General features: G+C 35.6%; 19 protein-coding genes. 7 read left to right on the forward strand and 12 right to left on the reverse strand.

The features are described 5' to 3' along the window. Positions 1-200: 200 nt before the first annotated feature. Complete coding sequence (locus tag ACMZ42_RS05515; RefSeq protein ID WP_415730851.1) at positions 201-818, reverse strand: CPBP family intramembrane glutamic endopeptidase; 618 nt, start codon at positions 816-818, stop codon at positions 201-203. 180 nt (positions 819-998) lie between these two features. Between ACMZ42_RS05515 and ACMZ42_RS05520 the strand changes: the two genes are divergently transcribed. The 6 genes from ACMZ42_RS05520 to def all read left to right on the forward strand — a co-directional run bounded on the left by ACMZ42_RS05520 (position 999) and on the right by def (position 3,994). Continuing rightward, positions 999-1,430: a LytTR family DNA-binding domain-containing protein gene (locus tag ACMZ42_RS05520; protein WP_415730852.1), complete on the forward strand. Its 432-nt coding sequence runs from the start codon at positions 999-1,001 to the stop codon at positions 1,428-1,430. A 5-nt stretch (positions 1,431-1,435) separates the two neighbouring features. Next, positions 1,436-1,861: a DUF3021 domain-containing protein gene (locus tag ACMZ42_RS05525; protein ID WP_415730853.1), complete on the forward strand. Its 426-nt coding sequence runs from the start codon at positions 1,436-1,438 to the stop codon at positions 1,859-1,861. A gap of 45 nt (positions 1,862-1,906) precedes the next feature. After that, on the forward strand, positions 1,907-2,419 hold the full coding sequence (locus ACMZ42_RS05530; protein WP_402867953.1) for a GNAT family N-acetyltransferase: 513 nt from the start codon (positions 1,907-1,909) through the stop codon (positions 2,417-2,419). A 70-nt stretch (positions 2,420-2,489) separates the two neighbouring features. Continuing rightward, complete coding sequence (locus tag ACMZ42_RS05535) at positions 2,490-3,029, forward strand: DJ-1/PfpI family protein (RefSeq protein ID WP_415730854.1); 540 nt, start codon at positions 2,490-2,492, stop codon at positions 3,027-3,029. Positions 3,030-3,231: 202 nt separating this feature from the next. Then, positions 3,232-3,423 carry a helix-turn-helix transcriptional regulator gene (locus ACMZ42_RS05540; protein ID WP_053594565.1) on the forward strand — a complete coding sequence of 64 codons (192 nt, stop codon included), beginning with the start codon at positions 3,232-3,234 and terminating at the stop codon, positions 3,421-3,423. Further along, positions 3,416-3,994, forward strand: coding sequence for a peptide deformylase (gene def / locus ACMZ42_RS05545; protein WP_415730855.1), 579 nt, complete (start codon positions 3,416-3,418; stop codon positions 3,992-3,994). The genes ACMZ42_RS05540 and def overlap by 8 nt, the downstream gene beginning before the upstream one ends. A 218-nt stretch (positions 3,995-4,212) precedes the next feature. On the opposite strand, the gene ACMZ42_RS05550 is transcribed toward def, so the two are convergent. Both ACMZ42_RS05550 and ACMZ42_RS05555 read right to left on the reverse strand, forming a co-directional pair. Continuing rightward, positions 4,213-4,890 carry a recombinase family protein gene (locus ACMZ42_RS05550; RefSeq protein ID WP_415730856.1) on the reverse strand — a complete coding sequence of 226 codons (678 nt, stop codon included), beginning with the start codon at positions 4,888-4,890 and terminating at the stop codon, positions 4,213-4,215. Beyond that, positions 4,887-5,201 carry a LysM peptidoglycan-binding domain-containing protein gene (locus tag ACMZ42_RS05555; RefSeq protein ID WP_370075080.1) on the reverse strand — a complete coding sequence of 105 codons (315 nt, stop codon included), beginning with the start codon at positions 5,199-5,201 and terminating at the stop codon, positions 4,887-4,889. The genes ACMZ42_RS05550 and ACMZ42_RS05555 overlap by 4 nt, the downstream gene beginning before the upstream one ends. A gap of 162 nt (positions 5,202-5,363) precedes the next feature. On the opposite strand from ACMZ42_RS05555, the gene lexA reads away from it, so the two are divergent. After that, entirely contained in the window at positions 5,364-5,981 is a 618-nt protein-coding gene (gene lexA / locus ACMZ42_RS05560) for a transcriptional repressor LexA (RefSeq protein WP_402867962.1), read from the forward strand. A gap of 199 nt (positions 5,982-6,180) precedes the next feature. Here lexA and ACMZ42_RS05565 read toward each other — a convergent pair whose 3' ends face one another. The 9 genes from ACMZ42_RS05565 to ACMZ42_RS05605 all read right to left on the reverse strand — a co-directional run bounded on the left by ACMZ42_RS05565 (position 6,181) and on the right by ACMZ42_RS05605 (position 14,667). Further along, a complete protein-coding gene (locus tag ACMZ42_RS05565) occupies positions 6,181-6,903 on the reverse strand; it encodes a gamma-glutamyl-gamma-aminobutyrate hydrolase family protein (RefSeq protein ID WP_415730857.1) in 723 nt (240 codons plus the stop codon). 95 nt (positions 6,904-6,998) lie between these two features. After that, the gene (locus ACMZ42_RS05570) at positions 6,999-7,751 is read right to left on the reverse strand and encodes a prepilin peptidase (protein WP_415730858.1); all 753 of its coding nucleotides are present in this window, start codon (positions 7,749-7,751) and stop codon (positions 6,999-7,001) included. Positions 7,752-7,808: 57 nt separating this feature from the next. Continuing rightward, the gene (locus ACMZ42_RS05575; RefSeq protein WP_415730859.1) at positions 7,809-8,534 is read right to left on the reverse strand and encodes a potassium transporter; all 726 of its coding nucleotides are present in this window, start codon (positions 8,532-8,534) and stop codon (positions 7,809-7,811) included. Continuing rightward, entirely contained in the window at positions 8,531-9,124 is a 594-nt protein-coding gene (locus ACMZ42_RS05580) for a PilN domain-containing protein (protein WP_415730860.1), read from the reverse strand. The genes ACMZ42_RS05575 and ACMZ42_RS05580 overlap by 4 nt, the downstream gene beginning before the upstream one ends. Then, positions 9,124-10,095: a type IV pilus biogenesis protein PilM gene (gene pilM / locus ACMZ42_RS05585; RefSeq protein WP_402867972.1), complete on the reverse strand. Its 972-nt coding sequence runs from the start codon at positions 10,093-10,095 to the stop codon at positions 9,124-9,126. The genes ACMZ42_RS05580 and pilM overlap by 1 nt, the downstream gene beginning before the upstream one ends. A 101-nt stretch (positions 10,096-10,196) precedes the next feature. After that, a complete protein-coding gene (locus tag ACMZ42_RS05590) occupies positions 10,197-10,631 on the reverse strand; it encodes a prepilin-type N-terminal cleavage/methylation domain-containing protein (RefSeq protein WP_415730861.1) in 435 nt (144 codons plus the stop codon). A gap of 99 nt (positions 10,632-10,730) precedes the next feature. Next, positions 10,731-11,936: a type II secretion system F family protein gene (locus tag ACMZ42_RS05595; protein WP_415730862.1), complete on the reverse strand. Its 1,206-nt coding sequence runs from the start codon at positions 11,934-11,936 to the stop codon at positions 10,731-10,733. Beyond that, positions 11,933-12,982 (reverse strand): type IV pilus twitching motility protein PilT, encoded by a 1,050-nt coding sequence (locus ACMZ42_RS05600; protein WP_415730863.1) that lies wholly within the window; start codon positions 12,980-12,982, stop codon positions 11,933-11,935. Before ACMZ42_RS05600 ends, ACMZ42_RS05595 begins: the two co-directional genes overlap by 4 nt. A 14-nt stretch (positions 12,983-12,996) precedes the next feature. Further along, on the reverse strand, positions 12,997-14,667 hold the full coding sequence (locus ACMZ42_RS05605) for a GspE/PulE family protein (protein ID WP_415730864.1): 1,671 nt from the start codon (positions 14,665-14,667) through the stop codon (positions 12,997-12,999). Positions 14,668-14,679 lie beyond the last annotated feature (12 nt).

Raw genomic sequence — 14,679 nt, forward strand, 5'->3', positions numbered from 1 at the left:
AAACAGGTGCCCACCACTCATGAACGCCTGGTTATTTTGGTAGCTTAATAACTTGTAAGTAGTATCTATGATCACTAGTTTCTTTATTTTAATATTAGTTCATGCCATACCTCGTTCGCGCAATATTTCGATCTTTTCAGCAACTACTAATAAAACAAGCTAGAAACCTTGATATAATACATACAAAATCAATTTATTCTTTATTTACCATCCCATTTTCCAGAAACTGCAGATAACATTAGCCATGGTTCAATAAACATATTAATTAAAATATGAGCTACAATTGGTGCAAAGGTACTTCGTCCAGCTACAATATAAAGCGTTGCGAGAAGACTTCCTAATATTGTGGTACTTATAATAGCAGGTAATGCAAACTTCCAATCCCCTTTCAAAAGTACCCATACACCATGAGCAATTCCAAAGAGTATCCCTGAAATTAGTATTTGTGTCACGTCTGACAATGCAAGAGTTAATAAGTATTCCATAAGTAAATGTCTGAAAACAACTTCTTCTACTATTCCTGTCACAATGGCAACCCATATTCCAATTACCTTAAGCCAAGAAATAGTCAATAAATGAGCTTTTACAAAAGGTATTGCAATGAGTGTATAAGCAATGTATCCCGTTATGATAAAAAGCGTAAAAATCCAAATAAATATATTCGAAAATACATCTGTCCTAAAGCCAATTCCATTTTCAATAAAACCTTCAGGATTATTATAGAACCAAAGGAATATACTCGCTGTGAGCATAGTTGAAATACTTGCTAATATCCAACCAGTTTTATTTCTTTCACTTGAAGTAGTTAATTCATTCATAATATCCATAGCCCCCTTTTACCTGAACTCAATATATCGAACGAAATGTACCCCAACAATACGTTTGGAGTAACATGTTGTTATGATTGTGTAAGATGCCTTTTTCAAAGAATGACCTGCATTTTCCAAAACGATGTATATGCTATAATTTTTTGAGAGGTGATAAAGCTGAAAATAGAGGTGAAAATAAATTCAGAGTATGAAGAGCCACATATAACAATTTGTACAGCAAAACTTACTCCTACGATACAAGCTGCTATTTCTTTATTACAACAAGAGCAAGAAGAACAAATTTTAACAGGGATAGCAAATAATAAAACATATATCATTGATCCAAATTCAATAATTGTTATTCGAACGGAAGGAAGAGAATTAGCTTTATATGATGTAGATAATAATCGTCTCATATTGAATAAACCTTTATATGAATTAGAGCGACAATTAGGGAATGATTTTATACGGATTTCTAAATCCGCAATTATAAATCTAACAAAAGTTAAAAATATTGAAGCCTCATTTAATGGAACAATGGAAATTGAGTTAGTTTTAGGCATTAAAGAAGTAATTTCTCGTAATTATCGAAAGCAATTTAAAAACCGTTTGGGGGTTTAATATAGGTGCATTTTTTAAAAAATGTAGCGTTTGGCGTAAGTATGGGCTGTACAGTTTTTGTTTTTATTAATCTTTTTGGTTCTTGGATTTTTGGAGATATTTTTTTAGAAGCTATTACGGCAGACTTTATACAACAATCTCTAGGTTCAATTATTGTGGGGCTTGCTTGTGTATTACCATCATATATTTATCAAGTAGAACGTTTAACGTTTTTACTACAAACAGCTATCCATTTTGCAATTTCTTTAGGTACTTTTATTGTTGTTGCACTATTTTTAAATTGGCTTCCTACATCATCTATAGGAATAACTATGTTAATGCTATTCTTTAGTGTTTTGCTATTTACTCTAATTTGGCTGTTATTTTATCTATATAACAAATCAGAAGTAAAAAAAATGAATAAAAAGATTGATGAGCTGATAAATAAATAGAAAGTAAAACAAATGTGAAATTTCTTGACTTGGGGGAAAAATGAAATGTTTATCAAAACAAAAAGACTATTAATAAGAGAATTTGAGGTCCAAGATTGGCAAGCTGTCTATGAATATACTTCGAATCCAAATGTGATGGAGTATATTCCCGAGGGCGTTTTTAATGAGGAAGAAGCTAAAAAGTTCGTTTCAGAAAATAGAGGTGAAAAAGCAAAATACTTCCCTATTATTTTAGTAAGCGAAAATATTGTTATTGGTCATATTGTTTTCCATCAATATTTTGGTGACCATACATATGAAATTGGCTGGGTATTGAATCCGAACTATTACAATAATGGATATGCCTCTGAAGCAGCAAAAGCTGTACTGGATTACGGATTTAAAGAAATGAAACTTCATAGAATTATTGCAACATGCCAACCAGAAAACATCCCATCCTATCGAGTAATGGAGAAAATCGGCATGAGGCGCGAGGGTTATTTTAAAAAATGCATACCAAACGGAGATGAGTGGTGGGACGAATACTATTATGCTGTCTTAGATGAGGAATGGGCATAAGATCCTTTTAGGGATTAAAAAATCAACCTTTACTACTATGTCTATTTCGATTTCTAGAGGAGAGATTTATATGAAAAAGACCGCTGTATTATTGTATCCCCAATTTAGTGAATATGAATTGAGTGTGGCATTATCTATATTAATGCAAGGAAATAAACCTATTGTAACTGTTGGATTAAACGGTGAAAAAATTAAAGGAGAATCTGGTTTATCTTGTATAGCCGATAAACAAATAAGTGAAGTTAATCTTGACGATATCGATAGCCTGATATTACCTGGGTGTATGGATATAGCTTTACTAATACATGAGCAAAAATTAATTGATTTTATTGGAAATGCAAATGCCAAAGGTGCGATCATTGCAAGCATCTCTAGCAGCCCAACTCTTTTAGCAAAAGCTGGAGTATTAAAGAACAAAAAATATACTGTAGGATTATCACCAGAAGGTATGGATAAGTTAGGTTTCTTTGATTTTAATCATTTCTCTGAAGAACTAGTTGTACAAGACGGCAACATAATAACTGCGAGAGGTAGAGGTTTTATAAAGTTTGGCATTACTGTGGGTAAAGCCCTCCATCTCCCTTTTGATGAAAATTGGTACCTGGAATAACGAAATAGAGCTAATTAAAATGAAAACTTAGTTATAGTAATAGATGATATAAATGTTTTTCAACATTATAGAGAATTTATGAGGAAGAGAAGTAGAATTCGCTACTTCTCTTCTTTCATTCCCAAAATGTCCAATATGTTGGACATTTGTGAATTTATTTCTTATAATGGTGTCCAATACTTTAGATAAAAGAGGGATAAATCTGAAAAACATTATTAAAGCTTTAAGAAAAAAATTAGGAATGACTCAAGAGGCACTAGCAAGGGAGTGTGGCGTCGTAAGACAAACCATTAATTGTATTGAAAATGATAAGTATGACCCTACTCTTGAATTAGCCTTTAAAATTGCTAAAGCTCTTAATAGAAAAGTAGATGAGGTGTTTATATATGAGTAAGTTCCGTCCAGCATATATGATAACAATGAAAGATTTCGTTAAAGAGAGTGCTGCAATATTACGTAAGAATACCCAAGAGGTTACGTTACCTGTATCAGAAGATGATAAAGATAGTTTATTATGCATGCTTCAATACTTGAAAAATAGCCAAGATCCGGATCTTTCCAAAAAACACAAATTGCGTCCTGGATCAGGGTTATCGGCTAATCAAATTGGTCTAAATAAACGAATGTTTGCTGCATTTTTTCAAGATGGAGATAAAAGTCATGAATATATGTTAATTAACCCAAAAATCATTAGTCACTCTTTAAACATGATTTATTTACCTGAGGGGGAAGGATGTCTTTCGGTTAATAGAAGAGTTAGTGGATTTGTTCCAAGATATGAGAGAATTAAAGTCAAAGCATACGATATACATGGGCAAGAAGCCATATTTCAATTTAATGGATACGGTTCAATCTTAATGCAACATGAAATAGATCATTTAAATGGGATCATGTTTTATGACAGAATAAATAAAGAAAATCCATTCAAACTACCAGACAATGTGACTATTGAAAGTTTGTATTAATTTATTACTTAAGGATAGATGGAACTTAGTTTTTCCTTGTACCTATCATTTTGATGGTAAAACCCGTCTCTACGGTTCTTCTATCCTTTACTTCGGTGGCTGTATCCGTCACTTCGGATTCTATCCACCTCTTCTCCAATTCTATCCATCACTTCTCGGCCCTTCACCAACATCTAGTGCCTTAAAAAAAAACAGCGGGACGATAAAACTCCCACTGATTAAAACGTCACTTTATTTTGCCCGCTTCCCTCTTGATGTTCCCGATATCTCCTATGGACTGTAGCTTTGCTTACTTCAAAGCCTAGACCTCTAAGAGTCATAGCGATTTCCTCAAAGGTGAAGCCTCGATTACGTAGGTTGACAATTTCGTCTACAGGGACTTCCTTACGTTCTTGACCATTTGGATTTCCACGATTAGATAAATTGTTTTCTGGGCGATAGCCATTTTCAACGGCACGACGCATGCCACGACGTATTTTAGCATTATGGATTCTGCGCTGGTACTCCTCCACGATTGCTAAGATTTCTAGGAGCATCGTATCCATTTCATTTAATTGTATTGGCCCCTCGTCTCGCATAGAAAAAACATCAGTTTCAGTTTTCTGCAATAAATGCAATACTGCCATTCGAGCATTCCCACGTCCTAAGCGTGTTTCATCCTGTACAAATAATGCTTCTATCTCTTTTTCTTTAATGAAATCGAGCATTTCTAGTAAACCTTCACGTTCCACATCATAACCGCTATGCTTGTCCTTAAAAACATGCTTGACTTCGTAGCCCTGTTCTTTAGCATAGCGCATCAACTCCTCTTGCTGACGCTCCAACGAGGAACTTTGTGTCTCTTTTTCTGTACTCACACGGCAATAGACAACAGCCGATTGTTGATTCATCATCATTTTTCGTTTCTCGCAATTTCAATTGAATTTATAGGATAGGATTGGTCACCCACTACTGGAATCACTAGGGATTTGCCTGCAATAATTTGTATGTTCGATAATTCATTTTCTGTTTTCACAAGCTTAATCCATTCATCCGTTTTCATTTTACCACGGTATTGATCGGCTAACGACCATAAGCTATCACCATGTGCGATTTCAATTTCTGTGTACGTTACATCGCCTGGGTCTGTTATAAAAAGGTATGCCGCAAAAAGTAGACAAGCTCCTAATAAAGTTGTAATATGTGGATTTTTCTTTAACCAGTTCATGTTTAAAACCCCTTTTCTAGAATGTTTGTTCGGAATATATGTTCTCATATTAATACGAACAAACGTTTTTGTCAAACACTTTTCGAACCTATGTTTGCTTAAGTGTTCGCATTCTGTTATACTATTAATAAGTAGAATGATTAAAAAAAGAGGTGAGCCATTATGAAAAAAGTTTCGAAAAGACAAGAGGCCATATTAGATTTCATTAAAGAAGAAGTACGAGCAAAGGGGTATCCACCTTCTGTACGTGAGATTGGTGAGGCAGTTGGACTTGCTTCAAGCTCAACAGTTCATGGGCATTTAGCTCGTTTAGAACAAAAAGGCTTGATTCGACGCGATCCAACTAAACCACGTGCTATTGAAATTTTAGAGCCAGAGGATTCTATTCAAAAGCAACATGTTATTCATGTCCCATTAGTTGGGAAGGTTACTGCAGGTTCTCCAATAACTGCTGTTGAAAATATCGATGAATATTTCCCACTACCAGATATTTATGGTACAAGTGAAGATCAATTATTTATGCTAGAAATTATGGGTGAATCAATGATTGAAGCTGGCATTTTAGACGGAGATTTAGTAATTGTTAAACAAAAAGCAACAGCTGATAATGGTGATATTGTCGTAGCAATGACTGAAGAGAATGAAGCAACCGTAAAACGTTTCTTTAAGGAAAAAAGTCATTTTCGTTTACAGCCTGAAAACTCAACAATGGAGCCAATTATCGTAGATCAAGTTTCTATTTTGGGACATGTTGTAGGTCTATACCGTCGTGTACATTAAAAGTATCTCAATTTTAAAATATAAAAAGAGGATATTATGTTCACAAATGAGCATATACCTCTTTTTCTTATGTTTTGAGTGCTATTTTATACACTAAAAAAGAACCCACTTTACAATGGATTCCTTACACCTAGCATTGTATTCATGTTCATCACGAAGGTTATCTTAGCCTTGGATAAAAAATAATGCTTATAAAGTTTTATGCCTCTACTTTAAACTTTAAACTTGCCTTTACAAATGCAGCAAATAGTTTCTTTGATACTTCATCTCCTGCAATGGCTAGCTCTTCAGGATGCCATTGTACTGCTAGACAAAATGGTAAATCAACATGCTCTACCGCTTCAATGATACCATCACTTGATTTTGCTACCACTTTCAACTTTTCTGCTACTACATTTATTGCCTGATGATGAAATGAATTCACAGCAATTTTTTCTTCCTCAATAATCGTTTTTAATAATGTATCCGGTGTTAAATTTACATAATGTGTTGCAACACCTCGCGCTGCTTGTTGCACATGCTTTATTAATTTTTTACTATGATACTCACTTTCAATATCCTGATAGACTGTGCCTCCAAACGCAACATTTAGTATTTGAAGCCCTCGACAGATTCCGAGAATCGGCATTTTCCGAATATTGGCTGCATTAATTAAAGCAAGCTCCACTGAATCTCGTTCAGGATGAACCTTCCCTAATTTCGGTGTAGGTTCTGCGTCAAAGAGGAATGGATGTATATCATAGCCACCCGAAAGTAATAATCCGTCCGTCAATGATAAAATTTGTGCTACATCCTCTTCAACGCCAAGTGGAATTATAAGTGGAACTCCCCCTGCTTCAATTATACTTTTGCTATATGCAGCATTTAATCTTGAGGACAAATCATCCTCCGCAAAAGCCGTTATTCCGATAATTGGTTTCACCCTATCCCCTCCATGATCTTTATCTTGCAATAACTGCCTGTAAAAGCCAAATTGGTGAAGACTATTAATCATTGAAGGAATCCATCACTGATTAATTACCAAAACCCAAGATACCAATTCATCAACGCATCCCCATAGAAATAGATGATAATAGCTGCAAGAGCAATAGAAGGTCCGAATGGTATAGGCGTTTTCCTTCCCTGTCCGCGTACCTTTAATACAATTATGCCAACAATCATGCCAATTACCGCCGCTACAAATAGCGTCAGAATTGTATGTATTGTCCCGAGTACGAGACCAAGTAAAAAGAATAATTTAATATCACCACCACCCATTCCACCTCTTGATAGAACAGCTATACAATATAATATGCCAAAACCTACGACAGCACCAACTATACTGTCCCACCACGGTGACAAAGGAGATATCACGCGTCCAAAAACTAGCAATGGTAAAAAGAATAATAGCACCTTATCGGGAATAAGCATATACGCAAAATCCGACACAACAATAATGACTAATAATGAAATAAATAATAGCGCTACAAAAAATTCTGCACTAAAGCCTAATTTCCAATAAGCGAAAGCAAATAATAGGCCTGTTATAAGTTCCATCAGTGGATAAATCCAAGAAATTTTTTGCCCACAGCTACGGCATTTTCCACCTAAAAATAAATAAGAAAAAACAGGCACCAAATCAAGCGCCGTCAACTGTCTCTTACAAGAAGTGCAATGCGAGGGTGGACGCACAATGGACTCCTTCAAAGGCACCCGTAAGCCAACCACATTAAAAAATGAGCCAAGAACAAGCCCAAATATTAAAACTGTAATTGTATAAGCAATTTCCATTTTATGTCCTCCTATACTAATAGACGCCCATACATTTAAGTATGCGCGCCATTTAGATTATTGTTGTCCTTCATAATAGAACGTCGTTACTTGTATGGTTGCTTTTAAGGTTGAATCAGCGTCCTCCTTGAATTTCGCTTCTTCACCCGTTAATGTGAAATCGATCGCATCAATTTTCATCACACGATCAATTTTTTCAATCTCTTTTATAAACTCAACCATTGCTTTATTATCCATTGCGACAACATCAATATCAAATGTTACTAGTTTTAATTCCGTTGGTAAGGAATCTTTAGTAAAAGTAGCAGTTGGTATTTTATCTTTCACTTCAGGAGTTTCATCATTCTTAGCAACAGCTTGTTCATCCGCTTCAGTCGCAGATTGCTCTGTATCAGCCTGTTCCTCAGAATTTGTCGAGTTGGGATCTGTAATAGTAGAATCCGCTACGAGGGAATCATAATTATTAAAGTCCATAGCTTCTACCCGTGTTCCCGTCACCACTTCTATCTCTTCAATATTTCGAATGACTTCATCAATAGCTCGAGTTTGAGGTACTTTTTTACGCAATGTTAAGTTACTTGTACTATTAGATTTGCCATTCTTTTCAAGTAAAGCAATCTGCTCCTGAATAGTAGATATTTCTTGTTGAATGGCATTATTTGAGCTTTCTTTCGCATCTACTTCTTCTAATTGAGGTGTTACTATATAGTAATATAACGCAAATAAAATGGCTGCAATGAATGCTGTTAAGATAAGAATCGTTGAATTTTTACTACTTGTCATGATTCTCTACCTCCAGCAAGAAATTTAAAATCAATTCCTAATGTAATAGTTGCCGAATAACGTGGTACGTCCTTAAACTTGTTCTTTGCACTTTTTTCCTCTTGGTTTCCAATAGCAACATCAAAATTAGAAATAGTATCAACCTGTATATCATTGAAATAGAGGCTTGCAGTTAGCTTTTCTAAATAAGATGATATAGCTGACATCGTTTCAAAATCAGCTGTAATTTCAACCTTTTTCTCACCAAATACATAGTTCCTTAAATACGTTTGCTCTGGTAATAATACTTGTGTTTCATCCATTAAAGGTGTCACAGGATAGGATACATTTTCCACAAATTGTACGGATTGCTCCAATGAGCCTTGGTTCGCATTTTGCTTACCATCTAACTCCATTTGAATTTGTTCTCGTTGCGATGAAAGCTCCACTTCCTGTGCACTTAATTTTGTAAGATCACTTTTTGCTTGGAAAAACAAGAAAATCATATATCCTACTATCATACCAATAAGAATAATAAATACTACATATATTAAAGTAGGTGTTGAATGCTTCTTCTCCAAATTCGGCAAGAGGTTAATTTCTGGTACCATCAGTTAACCTCCTTTAATGCAAGTCCAATTAAGCTTGCAAATTTCTCTGAAAATTGAGGGAAAGATTTTTGAATAACTGAATCATTTAACATAATAATTGGTGTCGAAAAATTATTTTCTAAAAACTCTTTAATGGTAGGAAGTAGTGGATTATCTCCTAAAATGATAATCTCATCTACACTTTTCTCACCTTTATGTAAGGAAAACTTAAAAAAATTCATAATACGATCGATTTCAAGCATTTGATCGGTAAGAATCATACGATACTCATCTTCGACTTCTGAATGATAAGAAAAACGATACTCTTCAATCTCTTCATGCTTCCATTCCGATAAATCTGTATCAAATGATTGGTATCGTAAAAACTCCAGTTGACCAAATGAAAAAATACTTATCGACAATTCATTGATTGACCAATCCGCTATTAAATAAGTTCGATTGTCCTTTATTAACTGCAAATACTCTAACAGACGAATATTACACAATGCTCGAATATCAGCTGCTTGTGGTTCTAATGTAGCATCGAGTAAAAGTCCAATCATTTTAGAAACTTCTTCTGAAGGTGCTGCAAATAGCATGGCCTGTCCATCACTAGGATTTGGGTCATACACATCAATAAGAGGCTCTTGAAATGGAAGATGAATGGAATGACCAAGTTCCATCTCTACATAACCTTTTAATTCATTCCACTCTATATCATCAGGATGCTCAAAGCTCTTTAACAAAACGGAAGTATCCGGTACAAAAATACGCGCATTTTGCTTTTTACCAGCCCATTTTGCCACATCATTTTTCATTACATCAAACAATTCCATTTCATCATGAATAACAGATCCTTCAACAATTCCCTGTGCTAACGGCATTTCATAGCCTTTCCATTGCGACGGATCAGCACCTTTTGCCACAATCGCACGCAATATATAATCTTTTATTTCAATCGACACATGCGATTTTTTCTTTTTTGTAAACATATGAAAAGATGCCTCCTTTTGAACTTAAGCTCTAATAATTAACCATCCATTTCCCAACCAGAAGCGTAAATTAAACTGCGCTTCTGAGTAGGTTGGGAGGGTTACTTACCCTCTAGTTTTTCTTTCAATTTTTCCTCTGTTTTTTCAGTATCTTTTATTTGATATTTAGTTCCCTTAATTTTATCGAATTTATTGAATGATGCTAATTTCCATTCTTTTCCATCATAAGTGACTGAATATGCTACACTAGCTCCTCCAGTAACTCCATCTACATAATCTGCTATTTTTGTTTGATCACAAGGGTTAGTTGCAGTACCATCACAAACGCCATCCATTTTAGCAATTTTTGCTCCTGAGATAATATTTAATCCCTCTGAAATTATTGCTTTGTCTCGAGAATTATTAATAATATTCCCAATCGCAGGAATTGCTATAGCTGCAATTATTGCTAGGATAACAATTACAGCTAATAACTCGATAAGCGTTAAACCTTTTTGATTTTTTAATAATTTTTTGTTTAAGATTTTTTTGAACATCACTGTTCCTCCTTATAAATTGTTATGATTAGTCCGAAAACATGTACACCTATTACTACTGCAGTCTTTTCTATACCACCCCCTTTAAAGTTAGTACGCTTACATATTTTCGTATAATGCGAACATTGGTAGGAAAATTGCTGCGACAATTACACCAACAACCGCTGCTAAAACTAGTATCATCAATGGTTCAATGAGCGATTTTAATGTATCAACGGAACGATCTACCTCATCCTCATAGAAATCGGCGATCTTCTCGAGCATATAATCAAGAGAACCTGTTTTTTCCCCGATAGATGTCATTTGGGTTACTAACGGAGGAAATAGCCAACTTTTTTCTAATGGCTCAGATAAGGTACCGCCTTTTTCTAGGTTATCTCTTGCCTCCAGTACAACTTTCCCTACAACTGGATTCCCTACAACCTTTTCGACAATTGTAAGTGCCTGTAGAATTGGCACTGAACTACTGAACAAAGAAGATAAGGTTCTAGTCATACGAGCAATTACATTTTTTTGCATTAAAATACCAAATACAGGCATTCTTAATAATACATAATTTACATTGTAATGAAATTGCTTATTATTTTTATAGAAAAATCTAAATAGAAGAATGGATAATAAGAGAATCCCAATTGCAAAATACCAGTATGCTATTAACCAATCCGAAATACTGACAACAATGACAGTTAAGATCGGCATTTCTATGTCCATTTCATTAAAAGTAGCCATAAATGTCGGAACGATAAATACCATTAGAAACATACCTACTGCGATTGTCAGCACCGATAAAATAGCCGGATATGCCAATGCTGATTGTACTTTCTTCTTAATTTTAAATTGTTTTTCCAGTGTCCCTGCTAAACGCTCTAAAGTCTCATCGATATTCCCTGTTGCCTCACCTGAACGCATCATATTAACAAACATTACAGGAAAAACCTTTGGATGTTTGGCCGCTGCGTCTGAAAACGCTGTCCCCCCACGTATATCCTCTTCCACTTGTTCTAACGCTTTTTTCAATGCTTTACTTTTCGTTTGACCACTTAAAATATGTGTTGCCTCTACAATTGAAACTCCAGCACGGATTAGTGTTGCATATTGGCGACAGTAAATAACGAAATCCTGGTGCTTTACTTTACCGCCAATATTTAAGTCTCTGTGTAAAATGCTTTTAGACTCTTCAAGTTCACGAGCATTAATACCTTGTGCTCTTAATTTTTCAAGTGCTACTTTTTTGTTAGTCGCGTCAATGATTCCTTTTTTGTGTGCACCAGTTTTTGTGCGTCCACTATATCGAAAAACGGTCAATTATAATCCCCCGCATTCATATAAGGCCTTGCGTCTTCCAAAGAAATTTTCCCCATTGCTATTAGCTGCTGCATAGAAGATTCCAAAGTATGCATACCTAAAGCTTTACTCGTCTGCATAACAGTAGGAATTTGGTGAACTTTTTCATTTCGAATTAAATTTGATATAGATGGTGCTTGTACTAATATTTCAGTTGCAGCAATACGTCCCTTGGCATCCTTACGTACAAATAAACGCTGTGAAATAATGCCCACTAAAACATTTGCTAGTTGTACACGAATTTGTCCTTGCTGATGTGGTGGAAAAACATCTATAATACGATCAATCGTAGTCGGAGCACTACTTGTATGTAATGTCGCCATCACTAAATGGCCCGTTTCTGCCGCTGTAATGGCTGTTGAAATCGTTTCATAGTCCCGCATCTCACCTACTAAAATAATGTCGGGGTCCTGACGAAGAGCAGCACGCAAACCATTGGAAAAGCTCTGAGTATCAACCCCTACTTCACGTTGATTGATAATTGACTTTTTGTGTGTATGTAAATATTCAATCGGGTCCTCAAGCGTGATAATATGCTTTGATTTTGTTTCATTAATATGATCAATCATTGCAGCAAGCGTTGTAGATTTTCCCGAACCTGTTGGACCAGTCACTAAAATAAGTCCCTGTGGTTTTTCTGCTAATTGATACAGTACCTGTGGCATATTTAACGATTCAATGGAAGGAATTTTTGCTTCTATTAAACGGGCAGCTATTGTCACTTCATTGCGTTGATGATATGCATTTACACGAAAACGACATTTCCCGGGCAATGAATAGTTGAAATCAGTTTCCCCTTTATCGTGAAATTCTTGTAATTTATGCTCAGGTAAAATAGTTTTCACCATAGTATGTAATTCTTCGGAATTTAGTAATTCACTCCCATAATGTTCTAGTTGTCCATGGATACGATAAACAGGCGGGATCCCATTAGTTAAATGAAGGTCAGACGCTTTTACTTCAAATGCACGCGTTAATAGCTCATCAATATTTCTACATGTTGTCATGAACAATTCACATCCTAATCTACATTTGCTACACGCAATACTTCTGAAGTAGTTGTTAGTCCTTCTACTACTTTTAACAACCCATCTACTAGTAATGTGTAATAGCCTTCTTGTTTCATATAATCACGGATCACACTATCGCTACTTCGACTTAAAATCATTTCTTTAATATTGCGGTCGATTGGTAAAATTTCATGAATAGCCATCCGTCCACGATACCCTGTTTGATTACACGAAGGGCAGCCTCTTCCGCGTCTACCATGTGTGAAACCTTCAATGCCGTTATTACGCATTATTTCTAATTCATGGTTAGTAAAAGTATAATCTTCTCCACAATCTCGACAAATTCGTCGTACTAAGCGCTGTGCCATAATTCCTACAAGTGAGGAGGATAATAAAAATGGCTCTACCCCCATATCCTGAAGTCGAGAAATCGACTCGACTGCACTATTTGTATGTAAAGTACTTAAGACTAAATGCCCTGTTAACGAAGCACGTACTGCTATTTGCGCCGTTTCGAAATCCCTAACTTCACCTATCATTACAATATCTGGATCCTGGCGCAAAATTGAACGCAATCCAGTGGCAAAAGTTAAGCCTACTTCTTCTTTCACTTGAATTTGGTTTATCCCATCAAGCTGATATTCAACCGGATCCTCAACTGTAATAATGTTGACACCCTCTTCATTCAAGTTAGTTAAGGCAGCATATAATGTTGATGATTTCCCTGATCCTGTAGGGCCGGTAATGAGCAGAATCCCATTCGGATTGGCAATCATGTTTCGGAAAAGGACCTCGTTTTGCTCTGTAAAACCAAGCTTATCAATAGAATTGGCAACACTACTTAAGTCTAAAATACGCATTACCACTTTTTCTCCATAAACAGTTGGAAGTGTCGAAAGTCGAATATCTACTGGCCTGAAATTAACATTCGTTTTAATACGTCCATCTTGAGGAATTCGATTTTCCGTAATATTTAAATTCCCCATAATCTTAATACGTGCTAACACTATATTTTGCATATGTTTCGGTAACGAGCGCTCTGTTCTCAAAACGCCATCCACTCGATAACGAACCCTTAACTCCGTCTCCTGTGGGTCAAAGTGGATATCGCTCGCACGTTGGGCAACTCCGTTTGCGATGATCTGGTTAACTAGGCGAACAATTGGAGAATCCTCTCGTTCAATTTCCTCCTGAGTTTCAGCAACTGTCGCACCTATATCGAGCAATGCAGCATCCATAGATTCTTGCAGATCATAGTATTTCGTTAGCGTACGATATAAATCATCCTTAGCCGCAATACTTGTTTCGATTTGGCAGCCCGTCGCCATACGTACTTCTTCAATTGCAAAATAATCCATCGGGTCAGCCATCGCTATGAACAGTTTATTTTTTTCACGACGAATCGGAATAATATTTGTTCGTTTAGCGAGTTCAGCCGGAACTAGTTGAAGCAAATCTGGGCTGATTGAATATTGATTCAAATGAATATGTGGAATTCCTAGCTGAAACTCTAGTACTTCGATTAACTGTTGTTCGGTTAGAATATTTTCTTTTATAAGAAAATCTCCTAATTTCTCTTCTTTTGTTTTATTTGTAAGAGCAAATTCTAATTGCACATTTGTAATAACACCAGATTCGACAAGTAAATCACCTAAGCGTTTTCGTCCAGTTTTTACGACCATTCGCGTTTGCTC

Origin of the sequence: Lysinibacillus sp. NPDC056185 (genome assembly GCF_047737915.1) — a bacterium.
Taxonomy (GTDB): domain Bacteria; phylum Bacillota; class Bacilli; order Bacillales_A; family Planococcaceae; genus Lysinibacillus.

Bases quoted from the DNA above. Each gene is read 5' to 3' on its own strand.
- ACMZ42_RS05580 (WP_415730860.1), bottom strand. From the start codon at position 9,124: ATGGTACCAGAAATTAACCTCTTGCCGAATTTGGAGAAGAAGCATTCA.
- ACMZ42_RS05590 (WP_415730861.1), bottom strand. From the start codon at position 10,631: ATGTTCAAAAAAATCTTAAACAAAAAATTATTAAAAAATCAAAAAGGT.
- pilM (WP_402867972.1), bottom strand. From the start codon at position 10,095: ATGTTTACAAAAAAGAAAAAATCGCATGTGTCGATTGAAATAAAAGAT.
- ACMZ42_RS05575 (WP_415730859.1), bottom strand. From the start codon at position 8,534: ATGACAAGTAGTAAAAATTCAACGATTCTTATCTTAACAGCATTCATT.
- ACMZ42_RS05515 (WP_415730851.1), bottom strand. From the start codon at position 818: ATGAATGAATTAACTACTTCAAGTGAAAGAAATAAAACTGGTTGGATA.
- ACMZ42_RS05530 (WP_402867953.1), top strand. From the start codon at position 1,907: ATGTTTATCAAAACAAAAAGACTATTAATAAGAGAATTTGAGGTCCAA.
- def (WP_415730855.1), top strand. From the start codon at position 3,416: ATGAGTAAGTTCCGTCCAGCATATATGATAACAATGAAAGATTTCGTT.
- ACMZ42_RS05570 (WP_415730858.1), bottom strand. From the start codon at position 7,751: ATGGAAATTGCTTATACAATTACAGTTTTAATATTTGGGCTTGTTCTT.
- ACMZ42_RS05535 (WP_415730854.1), top strand. From the start codon at position 2,490: ATGAAAAAGACCGCTGTATTATTGTATCCCCAATTTAGTGAATATGAA.
- ACMZ42_RS05550 (WP_415730856.1), bottom strand. From the start codon at position 4,890: ATGATGATGAATCAACAATCGGCTGTTGTCTATTGCCGTGTGAGTACA.
- ACMZ42_RS05555 (WP_370075080.1), bottom strand. From the start codon at position 5,201: ATGAACTGGTTAAAGAAAAATCCACATATTACAACTTTATTAGGAGCT.
- ACMZ42_RS05605 (WP_415730864.1), bottom strand. From the start codon at position 14,667: ATGGTCGTAAAAACTGGACGAAAACGCTTAGGTGATTTACTTGTCGAA.
- ACMZ42_RS05600 (WP_415730863.1), bottom strand. From the start codon at position 12,982: ATGACAACATGTAGAAATATTGATGAGCTATTAACGCGTGCATTTGAA.
- lexA (WP_402867962.1), top strand. From the start codon at position 5,364: ATGAAAAAAGTTTCGAAAAGACAAGAGGCCATATTAGATTTCATTAAA.